At 41.6% G+C, this 15,795-nt stretch carries 12 protein-coding genes; 5 read left to right on the top strand and 7 right to left on the bottom strand.

Going from position 1 to position 15,795, the window contains the following annotated elements:
- Window positions 1-6: 6 nt before the first annotated feature.
- From ABD930_RS15265 to ABD930_RS15240, 6 genes are all read right to left on the bottom strand, one after another.
- Window positions 7-933, bottom strand: a complete 927-nt coding sequence (locus ABD930_RS15265) for an endonuclease/exonuclease/phosphatase family protein (RefSeq protein WP_345232615.1) — start codon at window positions 931-933, stop codon at window positions 7-9.
- Window positions 934-944: 11 nt separating this feature from the next.
- Window positions 945-2,345 carry an FAD-dependent oxidoreductase gene (locus ABD930_RS15260; RefSeq protein WP_345232613.1) on the bottom strand — a complete coding sequence of 467 codons (1,401 nt, stop codon included), beginning with the start codon at window positions 2,343-2,345 and terminating at the stop codon, window positions 945-947.
- A gap of 102 nt (window positions 2,346-2,447) precedes the next feature.
- Entirely contained in the window at window positions 2,448-3,755 is a 1,308-nt protein-coding gene (locus ABD930_RS15255; protein WP_345232611.1) for an MFS transporter, read from the bottom strand.
- Between the two features lie 303 nt (window positions 3,756-4,058).
- A complete protein-coding gene (locus ABD930_RS15250) occupies window positions 4,059-5,177 on the bottom strand; it encodes a metallophosphoesterase (RefSeq protein ID WP_345232608.1) in 1,119 nt (372 codons plus the stop codon).
- A gap of 73 nt (window positions 5,178-5,250) precedes the next feature.
- Window positions 5,251-7,011 (bottom strand): RagB/SusD family nutrient uptake outer membrane protein, encoded by a 1,761-nt coding sequence (locus ABD930_RS15245; RefSeq protein ID WP_345232607.1) that lies wholly within the window; start codon window positions 7,009-7,011, stop codon window positions 5,251-5,253.
- Between the two features lie 5 nt (window positions 7,012-7,016).
- A complete protein-coding gene (locus ABD930_RS15240; RefSeq protein WP_345232605.1) occupies window positions 7,017-10,160 on the bottom strand; it encodes a SusC/RagA family TonB-linked outer membrane protein in 3,144 nt (1,047 codons plus the stop codon).
- 646 nt (window positions 10,161-10,806) lie between these two features.
- Between ABD930_RS15240 and ABD930_RS15235 the strand changes: the two genes are divergently transcribed.
- Window positions 10,807-11,574: a DeoR/GlpR family DNA-binding transcription regulator gene (locus ABD930_RS15235; protein WP_345232604.1), complete on the top strand. Its 768-nt coding sequence runs from the start codon at window positions 10,807-10,809 to the stop codon at window positions 11,572-11,574.
- Between the two features lie 44 nt (window positions 11,575-11,618).
- Here ABD930_RS15235 and ABD930_RS15230 read toward each other — a convergent pair whose 3' ends face one another.
- The gene (locus ABD930_RS15230; RefSeq protein WP_345232603.1) at window positions 11,619-12,140 is read right to left on the bottom strand and encodes an NADPH-dependent FMN reductase; all 522 of its coding nucleotides are present in this window, start codon (window positions 12,138-12,140) and stop codon (window positions 11,619-11,621) included.
- A gap of 265 nt (window positions 12,141-12,405) precedes the next feature.
- Here ABD930_RS15230 and ABD930_RS15225 point away from each other — a divergent pair, with 265 nt between their 5' ends.
- From ABD930_RS15225 to dapB, 4 genes are all read left to right on the top strand, one after another.
- Window positions 12,406-13,200 carry a ParA family protein gene (locus ABD930_RS15225; protein ID WP_345232602.1) on the top strand — a complete coding sequence of 265 codons (795 nt, stop codon included), beginning with the start codon at window positions 12,406-12,408 and terminating at the stop codon, window positions 13,198-13,200.
- Complete coding sequence (locus tag ABD930_RS15220; RefSeq protein ID WP_345232601.1) at window positions 13,200-14,120, top strand: ParB/RepB/Spo0J family partition protein; 921 nt, start codon at window positions 13,200-13,202, stop codon at window positions 14,118-14,120. Before ABD930_RS15225 ends, ABD930_RS15220 begins: the two co-directional genes overlap by 1 nt.
- Window positions 14,120-14,863, top strand: coding sequence for a DUF5683 domain-containing protein (locus tag ABD930_RS15215; protein WP_345232600.1), 744 nt, complete (start codon window positions 14,120-14,122; stop codon window positions 14,861-14,863). The genes ABD930_RS15220 and ABD930_RS15215 overlap by 1 nt, the downstream gene beginning before the upstream one ends.
- 87 nt (window positions 14,864-14,950) lie before the next feature.
- On the top strand, window positions 14,951-15,694 hold the full coding sequence (gene dapB / locus ABD930_RS15210; protein ID WP_345232599.1) for a 4-hydroxy-tetrahydrodipicolinate reductase: 744 nt from the start codon (window positions 14,951-14,953) through the stop codon (window positions 15,692-15,694).
- The last annotated feature ends 101 nt before the right edge of the window (window positions 15,695-15,795 follow it).

Here is a 15,795-nt window from a genome sequence, read left to right as displayed (position 1 = left end):
GTGTCTTTATATAACGAGTGCTGCTGATACAAAATAGTGATCGCTTGGATAACGACCATTTTTGTTATCTTTAATAATTGTAGCCGCCGTTGTTTGAATATTTCCGCGATAAAAGATAAAATCAATCTTTTTCCCCTTTTCTTTCTTAGCATAATGCGCTCCTTGAAATAGGTGTACCGTATAACCGGGTTCTGCATCGCCGTGAAGTACGGTATAAGAATCTTGCCAATGATTTTCTTTTATAATGCCGTATACCGCATTTGCCGCACTGGAATTAAAATCGCCTGTTAGTACTTGCGGATAATCTGGAGCATATTGATTTGATTCATTCATAACAACCTTGATTTGGTTTTCACGGGCATCCTGGCTGATATGGTCTAAATGCAGGTTGATCAATCGAAAATCTTTTCCAGATTTTTTGTCGCGCAGACGCACCCAATTGGCGTGGCGTGCACGAGCTGAATTCCAGGAAATACTTCCCGCTTGTAATGGTGTGTCAGAAAGCCAGTATTCGCCTGCTGCTAGCATTTCATAGCGTTCTTTGGAAAATAAAATGGGATTTTTTGCAATACCGTGATAACCCACAGGATGTGCATCCATCTCCGGTCCTTCAAAACCAAAAGCTATAAAATCGGGAAAGGCCTTCTTTAAATCATCCATTTGCGGTTTTATAACTTCCTGAAAACCGATAATGTCGGGATGGTGCGCTCGGATAATGTCTATGCAAATCGCTCTTCGGGAATTCCATCCAACACCTTTCTCGTCATCTTCAGGAAGTGCCACCCGTATATTGCAGGTCAAAATATGGTGAATATTAGGGTCAGCATGTTTTCGGGAGGAGAAGGGCTTAAACGACTGCATCAGCAAGGGAGCTGCTGCTATCCCCATACTGTAAATAAATTTGCGTCTCGTCGTGCTATTCGTTGTTGCCATATCGTTTATCTTTAAGCTAAAGAAGTCGATCGTTCCAGTCGGAGGAAAGCTCCTTTTGCTAATAATTCTTCCTGTAATTGGTGCACATCAAGCGTAGCGGGAGTAAGGCCATTTCGTATGGCTATTTTTGCTGCTCTTCCTGCCGCTTCACCCATAGCCATACAGGGAGCCATCACCCGTATAGCCGACATGGCTTCATGCGTTGTGGAAATGCTACGTCCCGCTACGAGGAGATTATTGATTTTTTGGGGAATAAGTGAACGGTAGGGAATATCATAACAGTCGCCACACCATTGCAGGGTGCAATCCCCACCTTCCGGATGGTGTATGTCGAGCGGATAACTTGCTACGGCAATGGCGTCTTCAAAATACCTGCAAGCTAAAATGTCTTCCTTGGTCATTACATATTGTCCGATAATTCTTCGTGTTTCTCTAATGCCTAGAAAGGGAGCCATTTTTACAAAATAGGCCTTTTCAAATCCTGGAACATATTGAATGAGGTATTCCTGAATATCTGTGATTTGTTTGCGACCCTCCATTTCCCCATAAGATAAACTACTGGGGTTTGTACCATCTACACCGTTTATGCGCGTCATATTGACCCACACTTCGCCTTTTCTTAATCCTGTAATCAGAATGGTTCGCTCAACGGGCAAACTGAATCCTTCCTGACGGGCTTTTTGCATCAAGCTTCTGAGACCTACTACGATGAACTGATTGTTTTGACCAAAGTACTCCGCAGGGATAAAGTCGGTTAAATACGTTCTCGGTTCTTCCGCTATGCTCGTTCTTAATTTTTCGGTATCCACATTACCAAGGCAGAACATAAGTGTAGGAGGTTGTGTGCCGCCAACTTCGTTACCTTGTTCGCAGGGAACACCTGCGCGATAGGCTACATCGGCATCGCCACTACAGTCAATGATTGTTTTGGCCAAGATAGCTTCCCGGCCGGCTTTGCTTTCTACGATTACGCCTTTGAGCGCATTGCCATCCAAAATTACATCCGAAAAGAAGGTATATAATAATACCTCGACATTGCTTTCTTGCAAGATCTCGAATGCAGCATTTTTTACGGCTTCAGGTTCCACTAGCGTGATGCTCATGTGAAGCGGGCAAGGGCGATGTTCGCTCGCTCCACCCTTGGCAGCCAGCCGATCGATAAATTGCTGAGGCAGACCTTTAATAATCTGATTACCCTTTTGCCCTAAAAAACCCAATATCGGAAGGCCGATCGTCATATTCCCGCCCAGAAAGCTACGGCTATCGATGAGCGCTACCTTTAATCCGTCTTCAGCAGCGGCTTGTGCCGCAATAATTCCAGACGGACCGCCACCAACTACTAAAATATCTGCCTCCATGCGAATGGGAAGTGTTTTTTCAGGCTCTAAAATTTGATTATTTTTTATTTTCATCTGTATAAATTTTTTTCAATGGTGATGAAGCTATCAGATTTTTCATTTTTGTTTTGTTTTCAGGGGAATGAATAAATCATGATGGTTGCATATCTTTAATCATTAATGTTTTAATACCATTTTATCCACGTTTCGTTTAGGTTTTTCTGGCCGAATCATTGTCCATAAAATCAATACGGCAATTGGATGTAAAAAAGCCATGGCCAGAAATACTTTTTCTGTTCCAATTGTTCCAATGTATTGTCCGACGAAATAATTGAAAATAATCGCCCCAACTGCTCCGAAGCCACCAGCAATCCCCAATACACTGGCTACATTATTCACCGGAAAGGTTTCGGCTATGACCACACTGATGGTGAATAACCAACTAATGCATACAGCTGCAACCAAGCTAAAGATCACAAGTGTTACAGCAACATTAGGTAAATAGGGTGTTAAGGCACATAAAGGCGCAAATATGGCCACCATGCTGAGCATCAATTTTCTGGAATATAGGGGGTTATAACCGCGCCTTACGAGCCCATCAGACCATGCTGAAGTACCTACTCCTCCTAAGTCGGCCGCTAAAAAAGGTATCCAACCGACTAGCCCCAATTGGGTAAGGGATAGGCCTGACTGTTCTTGAAGGTATCCCGGTAGCCAGAATAAACAAAAATACCAAACGGGGTCGCTAACAAAACGAATTATTAGAATCCCCCAAAGACTTTGGGTAGACCAAAGTTCCTTCCACTTAAAGCTTTCGGTTAAGGAGGACTCGGCAGACGCTGCAGCCTCTTGCGCAATGATGGCTGGCGGATCCCGATAGATAAACCACCACAATGCGGCAATGACGAGGCCAATTGCTCCAGAAACAATAAAAGCCATATGCCAACTATAAGCCACGGTTAGCCATACCACAAATGGAGGAGCGATGATCGCACCAATAGAGCTTCCTGCTACACAAAGACTATTGGCAGTAGCGCGTAATTTTCCAGGAAACCATACGGTTATTACCCGTAATTGGGAAGGGAAAACAGTGGGTTCGGCCATACCTAGCATGCCCCTGAAAAATCTAAAGTGTCCGATGGTTTTAGAGATACCACCGCCAATGCAGGCGATAGACCAAGTGACTACACCAAGGAACATGAGCTTTCGTGCACCGAAGCGATCAGTGAGCCAACCAGTAAGTGGATACATCAACGCATAACATACCGTAAAAATATTAAGTATAAAAGCATAACCGTCATCACCAATCTGAAACTCTTCTTTGATCGTTGGCTTTAGTATGGATAATAATTGCCTATCGATGTAATTGAACACAATGGCAGCAAACAATATCAAAATGATAAACCACCTTCTTTTTTCCGGTTTTAGTGATAATCCCATGTATTCTTCTTCGTTAGCTTGGATTTTGTTTGGTTTCTTATGCATTAATTAACTTATATTCAATGCTTTCTCTCCAAGCAACAGGCTTTTTGTTAGGCTACTATCGCATCCATTGGAAATAAATACAGATACACTAAAAGATATTGATTTCATTTTTCTAATGGCGTTTTAATGGTGAAGCTCTCCGTTAGTTACTTTTTGCTTTATTGTTTCATTAATGGCTTATATGGAGATAAATGTAACAAAATAAAACAAACAAAAATAAAAATAAATAAAATTTAACAAAAATAAATATCGTATTAAATTTAGTACCGCTATGTCTCACACGTAACATCTCATATCTAACATCTATTTATCAAATTCAAATGTAAATTCATTCCGTGCATCTTTTTTCCAGGCGAAAGCTTGCGTAGTAGGTGATGCGGCGAAGAAGGGAGAGAAGGTTTTCACTTTTACAGTCTTATTATCTGGATAGAATTCCAATATCCTAAGCCAGCCATCTCCTCCATTTCCATCCCTGTGGCCGCCGCCCACAGACTGCGCGTCAAACAGCAGTTGATGAACAGATTTTCCGACAGCGTTCTTATCGGTGCGGTAACCTTCCCCTGAGATATGGCCACATAAAACTAATTCAATGTTAGCTGCTGGCTGTACCAATTTTTCCCACAGCTGTTGTCCATTATTGGCATAGGGCAGCGTGATACGGGCAGACTTTTGGTAACTATTATTAATCACATAAGGCTCATAGATAAACCATTTTTGTTCACCTGTAGTCCGTTCGTCTTTGGCATTCAAATAGGCATGAGTTAGCAGTACAATGCGGTGATGCTTATACTGCTCCATGTCGGCAATTTTTTTAGCCCATGTTACGACCGTATCTCTAGGGGCAAACTCGGTTGTAATGAATAAGTAATCTCTTCCATTCAGTGATCGGAGCTCATACGCCGAATTATCCAGAGAAGGTTCGCCAGCTTCATTGTAATGGTTCTGGACAATGACCTTTTGGTTCATCCAATTCTTGTCGATTTTAAAAAATTCATTAAAACGCGATGTCCGATGTCCCTCCCGGTCAATACTATAATCATGATTTCCAGCTGCTGTAATGTAGGGTACTTTACCATCTAACTTGGAAAAGGCACGAGCAGCAGCTTCCCATTGGTGTTGTGCCGATTGATCGCCGTCATTTCCTCTGTTGATGATATCGTTATGTTCAACCAGATCACCGGTGCATACCACCATTTTAACATGTAATGTATCGATATGGTCTTCAATCCAGGCCATCATGAGATCCAAAATAGGTTGATTTCTATTCCATTTTACATAATTCTGTATGTCGGGGATCATTACGAGCGACCAGGAATCTTTATGGTCCAATTTGGGTTTTTGATAATTACTTTGTGAAAACGCTTTGTGGTTCGAACATAGGATGATCAAAAGTAATCCTAGAATAGGCTTAAAGAATTTCATAGGAGATTTGTTTAATGGTTGTGAATGTTTTATCAAGTGTCTAAAGTTTATTTTTAGACACTCTTGATTGTTATTAATATCCCGGATTTTGGGTTAAATTTTTATTGGCATCACGTTCTGCTTGAGGTACGGGCCATAATTCGTCCTTATTTTCTTTATAAACGACTTCTTGTGTGCCGAAATACTTGGTGGCTTCGCTTTGATCGTAGATGGGTGAGTAATTTTCGTCAATCCGCACCAATACGTTTTTCGTCCATGGATTAGCTGCCCGGTTTAAATACAGATAGCCATTCATAACTTGAGGAGCAATATTCCAGCGGCGTAAATCGTACCAGCGTAAACCATCGTTGCATAACTCCACTTTACGTTCATAGCGTAGGGCTGTGCGCAACTCGGACTGTGATAGACTAGGCTTAAGATTAGGCATACCAGCACGATTACGGATTTTATTAATGACGTCATACACCGAAGCATCCATATCTCCCGCTTCAATTTTTGCCTCGGCGTAGATAAGTAGCAATTCGGCATAACGGAAAATACCAACGTCGAGGTCGGATACGCCATTAACGGAATTGAGATCGTAATCCTTAAGATCGGTATGCTTACGCCACAGGTAACCGCTGAAAGAGCGATAGGCATTGGTGGCGTCGGCATTGGCCACCTGCGCAGGCTTATCGCTTTCACCTTTAATGATAGGCCAGTAGTTGTTGACTTTACCAAAGCTGGTGTTGGGTTCGAATTGTATTCCCATTAAACGGGCGTGCGGGCGAGCGCAGTAGAGATCAAGTCGAGGATCACGATTGGCGAAGGGATTGCTGACATCGTATAAAGGAGACTGGTCTATAGGCAGTCCGTCAATAGCTTGGAAAGAATCAATGAAGTTTTGTGTCGGTCCCCAGTAGCAAACACCTTTGCCTAAACGGGAGGCCATATAATATCCCTGGTTATGCGTGTTTCCGCTGATGTTTTGGTTGTATTCCGCAATCCAGATCCATTCTTTGCTGTTGGCATAGCCATCATAACCAAAAATATTGGCGCTTGATGGTTCGCCAGCTTCATGCGTTTGGTTGGCATAGGCCATTGTTGCATCAAAAGGCGTTAGATCGAAGACACCCTGTGACAACTCGATCGCTTTTGCAGCAGCTTCTGCAGCCACCTCGTATTGCTCACTGTATAGCGCCACGCGTGCCTTGAGCATATAGGCTACTACGCTTCCAACGCGTACATTACCGTATTGCGGCTGTGAAACGGGCAAATTATCGGCTACTGCTGTCATTTCATCAATGATCCACTGTTGTATTTCCGCTTTAGGAGTGCGGGGTACATCACTATCATGTAGACCGAGTGTGTGCAATACGAGTGGAACATCGCCATAGAGTTCGATCAATTGCGAATAGCAGTAAGCACGAATAACCCGTAATTCGGCATCCAGTTGATTATAGGCTGCTTCTGGCATGGTTGCTTTGATGTCTTCCAGCTTATCCAATACCGTGTGGCAACGGGCAATAGTTTTATAATGTACGCCCCATGGCTTGGTGGCTAAAGCGTTGTCTGTTGTCAATGAACTGGTTATAGGAGAGGTGTAATTGTTCCCCGGACGAGCATAACCAATATCGGTAATATTATCCATCACATGTAAAATAGGTGTGCTGGCGGCGTCTAATAGCGTCAGCCCTTTATAAGCACCTAATAATCCCATGGTTGCTTCGTCTTCTGTTTGAGGGAAGGCACCTGCTTCGGGCCCGTTTAGTGGAAATTTGTCTAGCTCACACCCTGCAACGAGCAGTGTCCCCAAAAGAGCTAATCCTAGTCTTATTTTCTTTAACTGAATCATTTTCTTTAAAATTTAAGATCAATACCTAATGAATAAATTTTGACTTGCGGGTAATAAGCTGCTCCGCCTAGTGATACACCGTCTGTTGCACTTGCATCATAACCTACTTCAGGGTCGTAGCCTTGCCAGAAATCAGTGAAGGTGAATAGGTTTTGACCGTTCAAGTACACAAACAAATCGCTTATTCCTATTTTTTTGAGTAGATTTTTGGGCAATACATAACCAATTTGTATGTTTTTTAATCGCATATAAGCTGCGCTTTTCATCCAGAAAGAGGAATTCTGCGTGTTATTGGTGGAGGTGATTGATAGGCGTGGAAAGGCCGCATCCCTGTTCTCTTCCGTCCAGTAATCTAGTTGCCATGTTTTGATGGCACTCGAGTTGGCGGTTGGTATGACATAGTGGGAATTCAGGTAGCCATCGGCTTTACCTAGCCCTTGGAGGAAAGCGCTGAACCGAAGACCTTTCCAACCCAGATCGAGGTTCAGGCCATAGGTATAACGTGGAACGGTGCTTCCAATAATGGTTTTATCGTCATTGGTGATTTTGCCGTCGGGAATGGGGTTTCCATTACTATCGAAAGCACCTGCAATGTCTCTGTATCGGATATCGCCTGGATGTAAAGTGCCGAACTGTGTGGGGCCTGCATCAATTTCTTCCTGCGATTGGTATAACCCGTCGGCTATATAGCCGTAAATAGAATTAATGGCCGACCCTTCTTGTTGGCGTAACAAGTCGCCCGATGTTTGGCCCTTCATGTCGGTAATTTCGTTTTTGACATCGGATAGGTTTAAACCGATACCCAGTTTAAAATCATTCCATTGGTTATCATAGCGGGTGCTGATTTCCCAACCCGTATTGCGCACTTTGGCTGCATTCTGATAGGGAGCGTTTAGTCCGATAAGCTGTGGAATGTTTAGGGTAAGCAAAATCCCATCGGTGTTTTTCCGATACCAATCGGCCGTCAGGGAAAAATGATGGTATAAAACGGCATCCAAGCCCACGCCTGTCATGGTGGTTGCTTCCCATCGCAGATCAGGATTTGCCAGCGTGTTAAGCGTTACCAAGGGATAGATTTTGTTATCCATCGAGATACTGCCTAATGCTAATGTTTCGGTAAAAGGGTAATAGGAAGTACCAATATTCTGGTTACCCAATTTACCCCAAGAGGTCCGTAATTTTAATTGATTGATGGCATTTTTGGCATTGGCCATGAAGGCCTCTTCGGATATGCGCCAACCTGCCGAGAAGGATGGAAAGAATGCCCAGCGATTTTTATTGATAAAGCGTGAAGTACCGTCGTAACGGAAATTTGCTTCAAAGAGGTAACGATCTTTATAGTTATAGTTAAACCGGCCAAATGTAGAAACCAATAGCCATTGGTCTTGCGTACCATTGTTGTCTTTTGTTTCATTGTCTGCTCCAACAACCAGTTGTTCATAGTCGTCATACGCAAAATCACGTCGATAACCCATCAGGTATTTTTCGTCATAGGTTTCACGCGAGGTACCCAACATAAACTGAAAAGTATGTGCTTTCCATGTGTTGTGGGTAGCAGCCAAAAATTGATAGTTGCCATAGAAATAGCGATAGGCTGATTCGGTTAGATCCGTAAAGGTATTGGCCGCTCCGGCTTCCGTACCATCATCGTTATAGGTCATGACACTCTTTGTAAACACATGATTGTTTCTGGTGCGGTACCTCGGTGCCAGGATACCGGTTAGCGAAAGCCAGTCAACAGGTTTGTAATTGAGGTTAAGGTTTCCTTGGAGCTCAAGGTTGTTTGCTGTCCGATCACCACCTTCTTCAATAAATGCGACAGGATTGTTGCCTACCCAGCCTTCCGACCAGAGCCCGTTACGTCTAATGGGAATATTGGTAGGCATCCGACCTAAATAATTCCAGACAGTACCTTCATTTGCAATCTGTAAGCGGTTGCTATTGGTAAGCGCCAAGTCGAATTTTAAAGCTACTTTATCATTTGGACGAATGTCCATGTTATTACGTATGTTGTAACGCTTGTACCCGGTGTTTTTAATAATCCCTTGCTGATCGGCATAACTAACAGAAGGCATAACACTTATTTTACCTGTATTAGCCATTAGGGATACAAAATGATTGTGTGTAAGTCCTGATCCATCAAGAATCGCTTTTTGCCAGTCGAAGTTGTTCGGGTCGGCGGCATACTGTGCTTTAAAATCAGCAATGTTCGCCTCACTGTATAAGTCGCCCCCACCATCATTTCTATTTGCTTCATTAAAAACATTCATGAAGGTAAGTCCGTCTGTCACTTCCGGAATGCGTGTAGCATCCTGCTTGCCCACATAACCCTTGTAGTTAACGGTAAATTTGCCTTCCGCTGCCCGTTTGGTTGTGATCAAAATGACACCGTTGGCAGCGCGTGAGCCATAAATGGCTGATGATGCCGCATCTTTTAATACCGAGATGGATTCGATTAAGTTGACATCGATCTGGTCTAAGGTGCCGGCGATCCCGTCAATGAGCACAAGCGGACCGCTATCGGATCCGTTAAAAGAATTGATCCCTCTAATGCGTATTTGTCCACCATCACCACCTGGAGCCCCACTTTGCGATGTTACGGTTACACCCGGAGCGACACCTTGTAAGGCGTTGGAAGTCGATATAAGGGGGCGTTTCTCCAGTTGTTCACTGCTCACGGAGGATACGGAACCCGTTAGATTTACTTTTTTCTGTTCGCCGTAACCGACAACGACAACCTCATCTAATGCGTCGATCCTTTCTTGTAGAGTAAAATTTAAAGTAAGCGTTTTGTTGGCCGATATCGTTACTTGCGTTTGCCGATATTCTTGATAAGCAATGGATGTAACATATAAGGTATACGTTCCCGCTGGTAGATCTATGGAAAAAAGACCCTCATTATCGGAACTAGTACTTTTGTTCAGTTCTACAATGCGAATGTTAGCACCGGCTATTGCTTTTCCTTGTTCATCTGTAACGTTACCACGGAGGTGTCCTAAGGTTTGTTTTTGTTCTTGGGGTGAGGGATCTCCATTTGCCCCAGGGATGCTACACTCGTTCATACGTGCACCTGCCCAAACGCGTTGCTGCGCCGATAGGAAGGTTAAACAGCATAAACTTAGTAGTAAGAGATAAATCTTTCTTTTCATTTTACTGGTTTTAATTTGTTGTTTTATTTTATTTACACTTGTTGCAAATTGTTTTCAAAAAAACGTCTTTGATTTTAAGAACCGGTTAAGCGTACGTTATCAAAAAAATGTATTTAGACTTTTTTGGTTAGTTAATAAATGGGTGGTTTATACAGGTTTGTATGTTTTTTAATAGTTAATTATGGTTGCCAGGCACCTTTTTACCGGCGATAGACTTTTAACATATGGATAAGTGTTCTGATCAAGAAAAAAGGTTCCATAAATCTTTCTTTTCATGATTTCATGTTATAGCTTCTTATTTGGTTGAGCGTTGTTTATTTTAGTTTAAAATGGATGGTTAATGTCCTGGCTGGTCTAACTGAAATTTGGGAACGCTTGTGTTTAAAACGCCGATAATTTCTTCATCATTTGCTTTAAATTCATTACTATGTTGATTTTTCACCCTGTTGCTAGGGTGTTGGTTCTGTTTTTTTGGTTAGTATAGGGCATGTTTTTTCTAATAGAAATAACACTAGTTTAATTTTGTTTAACAAAATAAAATAAAATTTTACAAAAAATAAAACAAAATGAAATAAAAGTAAATACAGATTAGGTCGTGATGGATATTTCAGAAATATTGCCTAGTATTGTAACATAAATAGTGATTATGAGGAACATTACGAAACGACATGAATCGATCATCAAATTGATTAAAGCGAATGGTAGCGCAACCATCCCAGAACTTATAGAAATGACAAAAGTTTCTGGCGTTACTATTCGGAAAGATTTAAAGTTTCTAGAAGATAAAAATTTGCTTTTTTGTACACGGGGTGGCGCATCGCTGACCAATCCTTATGCCAATGATCGCCCTATTGTGGAAAAAGCGTTGATCAATCCAGAAAAAAAACAAAAAATTGCCAAAGCTGCATTGGAATTGATTAAAGAAAATGATTCCATCATGATCGGCTCCGGTACAACGGTGTTTGAATTAGCTCGCTTGTTGCAGCCAACGAATACCCTTACCGTTATTACACCGGCAATTAAGGTTGCCTTAGAATTAAGTGGCAAAAGTAATATCGAGGTATTGCAATTGGGTGGTCTGGTAAGACCCAATTCTTCTTCTGTGGCTGGGGTTCATGCCGAATATATCTTGGACAATATATCCTGTGGTTTGCTTTTTTTAGGGGTTGATGGTATTGATGTTGATTTCGGATTTTCCATCAGTAACTTAGCCGAAGCGGGACTAAATCAGAAGATGATAAAATCAGCACAAAATGTAGCCGTCTTGGCCGATAGTACTAAATTCGGGAAAAGAGGTATCGGTAAAATTTGCGATATAGGTGATGTGCAGTATATCATTACCGATACCGACGCACCACCGTTGTTAATTAAGCAATTGGAAAAACGGGGAATTAAGGTAATTGTGGCCTCTTAAGCGTTGTGTGTTACGAGTTGTGCATTGCCAGCCTATCCGCTACATCAAAACCGAATAAATTCCTCCAATTGCTGATTGGTGAAATGCAAGGTGTCCTCTTTGTAGAAATTGAACGTTTCGTCGAGCTCCTGCCTAATATAGGGAATATGGATACGTAAAGGTAAGGTATGTAAATTAAGGTAATGGCATACCCCTGTGAAATGTTCCACACCGCGTATATTTCCGTATTTCCCAGAGCTAATCCCGACTAAGGCAGCTTTTTTCCCCATAAAGCTATCCGGAAACAGACAGCCATCAATAAAGGTTTTAAGAACGCCTGGAAAACTTCCATTGTATTCTGGAATAATAAAAATGAACTTCGTTGTTAGGGTAATTCGGTCTTGAATGCCTTGGAATGTTTCGCTTCTTGCTCCATAAAGATCGCTCGAAATAAAATCGTGTGGCAATTCCTCTAAGGAAAGTACTTCGGAGCCCAGGCCTTTTAGGTCTAATTGCTTTTGATAATACGTAGCAACTTTTAAGGAATTGCTATTTTTGCGGTTGGTACCAGATATGATCGTAATCATTGTGGATAATAATGTGTAAAATCTAAACCTGTAGAGGTCTTTAAGCCATGTAAATTTTGTATCTTAGCAACCTTAATCATGAGGTGTTAAAACTGCGAAGTTAGCAATTACTGTGTGTTTTTAATACATCAAAATGTAAGGAAGCCTTGTGTTTTTAATTTTTTTTGCACAATATTATTTCATCATTCTCAGTTTAATGGATAAGAGACAGCAAAAGTGCATGAGCCATTAACTGCTGATTTATGAATTACGACTATAGAAGAAAATGGGCAAAATCATCGCGTTAGCCAACCAAAAAGGAGGGGTAGGTAAAACAACCTCCTCAATTAATTTAGCAGCAAGCCTTGCGGTATTGGAATATCGTACACTTTTAGTAGATGCCGATCCTCAAGCGAATTCTACATCGGGCATTGGTTTCGATCCCCGTACAATCAAGTCGAGCGTATACGAATGTATTATTAATGATTTGAACCCTAGAGAGGCTATTCAGAAAACAGAAACGCCAAATTTGGATTTACTGCCGGCACATATCGATTTGGTAGGTGCAGAAATTGAGATGATTAATTTAAGTGATCGTGAGTTTAAAATGCGGTCGGTATTGAATGAAGTCATTGACGACTATGATTTTATTATCATTGATTGTTCTCCCTCGCTTGGTTTGATTACGATTAATGCTTTAACCGCTGCGCATTCGGTAATTATTCCGGTACAATGCGAATATTTTGCTTTAGAAGGTTTAGGCAAATTATTAAATACCATTAAGATTGTACAAAATAGGTTGAATACCAATTTAGAGATTGAAGGTATTTTGTTAACCATGTATGATGTGCGTTTGCGCCTTTCTAATCAGGTAGTAGAAGAGGTTCGTTCGCATTTTAACGATCTGGTATTTAATACCATTATTCAACGGAATACCCGTTTAAGCGAAGCTCCCAGTTTTGGTATTTCTGTAATCATGCATGACGCCAATTCTAAAGGAGCCATAAATTATTTAAATTTGGCTCGGGAGATTTTAATTAAAAACGGTTTACAGAAAGTGCAAGAGGAGGCTAATATATAATGGCGCATCAGCGAAAAATAGGATTAGGAAAAGGTTTAAGTGCCCTGCTGAATGATACGGAGGACATTAAACAAAACAATCAACACCCCGTTAGAACAAGTTTGGATAGCGAGGCGCCGTTAGGATCGGTAAGTTTGATAAAAATAGAAGCCATTGCGGTAAACCCTTATCAGCCACGGACGGATTTCGATGCTCAAGCCTTGAATGAATTGGCGGATTCTATTAAACTTCAAGGACTTATTCAACCCATTACCGTCCGTAAAGTTGATCAGCAACAGTATCAGCTGATTTCTGGTGAGCGGCGTTTACGTGCTTCTAAATTAGCCGGTTTAACGGAGGTACCTGCTTATATCCGCACCGCCAATGATCAGCAAATGCTGGAAATGGCACTCATTGAGAATATTCAGCGGGAAAACCTAAACGCTATAGAAGTAGCCTTGAGTTTTCAGCGCATGATTGATGAATGTCATTTAAAGCAGGAAGAACTTGGTGATCGTGTAAGTAAAAACCGGTCTACAGTAACCAATTATCTCCGCTTGTTAAAATTACCCCCGGTTATACAGGCCGCTATTCGAGATAATCAATTGAGTATGGGGCACGCACGTGCACTCATTAACGTGGCTGATATTGATAAGCAGCTATACATCTTCCAGGAGATCATTGATAAAGGGCTTTCTGTACGTAAGGTGGAGGAATTGGTAAGATTAGTAAATGATCAAGGACATCGGTCTAAAGGGAAAGGCGATACTAAACGCAAGCCCCTGACGTTTGAATTTCAAAAGATTCAGGATGATCTCGCTTCAAAGTTTGCCACCAGGGTTAAGCTAAACGTCAAAGATAAAAAAGGTAAAGGGTCTATCGAAATCCCTTTTACGTCAGCAGATGATCTTGGTCGGATCTTGGAATTATTAGACTGGTAATGTTAAGTATTCGCCTTTTCTTGTTTTTCCTTTTGCTGGCAGTATCTGGTTTTCCGCTTTTGGCTCAGGTACCTGATAGTATACGAACACCTGCTGATCAAATTAGCAAGGATAGTCTTAATATGACGGATACAACCAATTTACCTTCAAAGGAACAGCCAAAAAAGAAAAAAGGACTCTTCAAAGGACTTTTTAAATCGGATGAGGCGGAAGCAGATACCACTAAACCTAAAATTTATAAAGATTCTGCCCGTTTGGCGCTGGAAAATTTAACCAAACAAGCCGCGCGGCGCTCAGCAGTCTTACCCGGTTGGGGGCAGTTGTTTAATGGGGGCTGGGGGTATGTAAAGGCTCCTATTGTTTGGGCTGGTTTCGGAGGTTTGGGCTATTCTTTTGTGTTTGCCAATAACAATTATCAGGAAACGTTAGCTGAGGTCAGGCAGCGACTGGAAAATCAGGATATTCCGTTAAATCCAAAATACGAAACCGCTCCCACCGATTGGCTTATCGGCGCAAAAGACTTTTATCGACGAAATAGGGATTTAACGATCTTGCTTACCGTAGGATGGTACGCACTGAATATTATCGATGCGTATATCGATGCTAAATTTAAGCGCTACGATATTAGTGAAGACTTAACGTTTCAGTTAAAACCTACGTTGTTGGAACCTCCACGTATGGGACTATTTGCTTCTGGTAATATGCCTGTGGTCGGATTAAAGGCAACATTTACCATTCGATAAGCCATGTGTTATTTAAAGCGCTTAGCTGTTGGCATTCTAACTAAAATCGTATATTGCAACCTAAATACATAATCAACTGCTAATACAATGAATATAGCGTTAATTGGCTACGGCAAAATGGGCCGTATCATAGAGAGAATAGCTTCCGAACGCGGACATCAGATTGCCTTAATCATTGATGAAAATAATCGCGATGAAATTGGTGTCGATGATTTACAGGAAATGGATGTGGCCATTGACTTTAGCACACCACATGCAGCAATCGAAAATATTGAACTGTGCTTCGAAGCAAATCTACCCCTAGTGGTGGGTACTACGGGTTGGTATGATCATTTGGAAGAAATAAAAGAAAAATGTTTGCAGGGTAACAAAACCCTATTATATGGGTCTAACTTTAGTATTGGTGTGAATGTTTTTTTTCACATCAATAAATTGCTGGCGAAAGCCATGAATCCGTATAAACAATATGACGTACAGGTGGAAGAAATTCATCATACGCATAAGCTGGATGCACCTAGTGGAACTGCGATCACGATTGCTGAAGGTATTATCGATCATATCGATGAGAAAAGCGAATGGGTGAATGATTTGGTGGGAGAGGGCGAAGAAGTAGTGCCTAAGAAACACCAATTATTGATAGAATCCCACCGTATTGAAGAAGTGCCAGGTACGCATACTGTATTGTATAGCTCAGAAGTTGATCAAATAGAATTTAAACATACGGCGCACAGTCGATCAGGTTTTGCTTTAGGTGCGGTGATTGCTGCCGAATGGCTACAAGGCAAGGAGGGTTTTTATGCTGTAACGGATATGTTTGATTTTAACGGATAAGGCTCTAAGCTATAGGCTCTACGCTTTAAGCTTTTTAATTATTGATATAGTATTAATTTTTTTGGAATCAATGAACCCTTCGGGTTTTTGACTTTTTAATT

It is taken from the genome of Olivibacter ginsenosidimutans (assembly GCF_039542865.1).
GTDB classification, from domain to species: Bacteria; Bacteroidota; Bacteroidia; order Sphingobacteriales; family Sphingobacteriaceae; genus Olivibacter; species Olivibacter ginsenosidimutans.
This window is presented reverse-complemented; position numbering and strand designations above follow the sequence as displayed.

Excerpts from the sequence above, each read along its gene's own strand:
- ABD930_RS15235 (WP_345232604.1), top strand. The coding sequence starts at position 10,807 with ATGAGGAACATTACGAAACGACATGAATCGATCATCAAATTGATTAAA.
- ABD930_RS15265 (WP_345232615.1), bottom strand. The coding sequence starts at position 933 with ATGGCAACAACGAATAGCACGACGAGACGCAAATTTATTTACAGTATG.
- ABD930_RS15240 (WP_345232605.1), bottom strand. The coding sequence starts at position 10,160 with ATGAAAAGAAAGATTTATCTCTTACTACTAAGTTTATGCTGTTTAACC.
- ABD930_RS15245 (WP_345232607.1), bottom strand. The coding sequence starts at position 7,011 with ATGATTCAGTTAAAGAAAATAAGACTAGGATTAGCTCTTTTGGGGACA.
- ABD930_RS15215 (WP_345232600.1), top strand. The coding sequence starts at position 14,120 with ATGTTAAGTATTCGCCTTTTCTTGTTTTTCCTTTTGCTGGCAGTATCT.
- ABD930_RS15260 (WP_345232613.1), bottom strand. The coding sequence starts at position 2,345 with ATGAAAATAAAAAATAATCAAATTTTAGAGCCTGAAAAAACACTTCCC.
- dapB (WP_345232599.1), top strand. The coding sequence starts at position 14,951 with ATGAATATAGCGTTAATTGGCTACGGCAAAATGGGCCGTATCATAGAG.
- ABD930_RS15220 (WP_345232601.1), top strand. The coding sequence starts at position 13,200 with ATGGCGCATCAGCGAAAAATAGGATTAGGAAAAGGTTTAAGTGCCCTG.
- ABD930_RS15225 (WP_345232602.1), top strand. The coding sequence starts at position 12,406 with ATGGGCAAAATCATCGCGTTAGCCAACCAAAAAGGAGGGGTAGGTAAA.
- ABD930_RS15255 (WP_345232611.1), bottom strand. The coding sequence starts at position 3,755 with ATGCATAAGAAACCAAACAAAATCCAAGCTAACGAAGAAGAATACATG.
- ABD930_RS15250 (WP_345232608.1), bottom strand. The coding sequence starts at position 5,177 with ATGAAATTCTTTAAGCCTATTCTAGGATTACTTTTGATCATCCTATGT.
- ABD930_RS15230 (WP_345232603.1), bottom strand. The coding sequence starts at position 12,140 with ATGATTACGATCATATCTGGTACCAACCGCAAAAATAGCAATTCCTTA.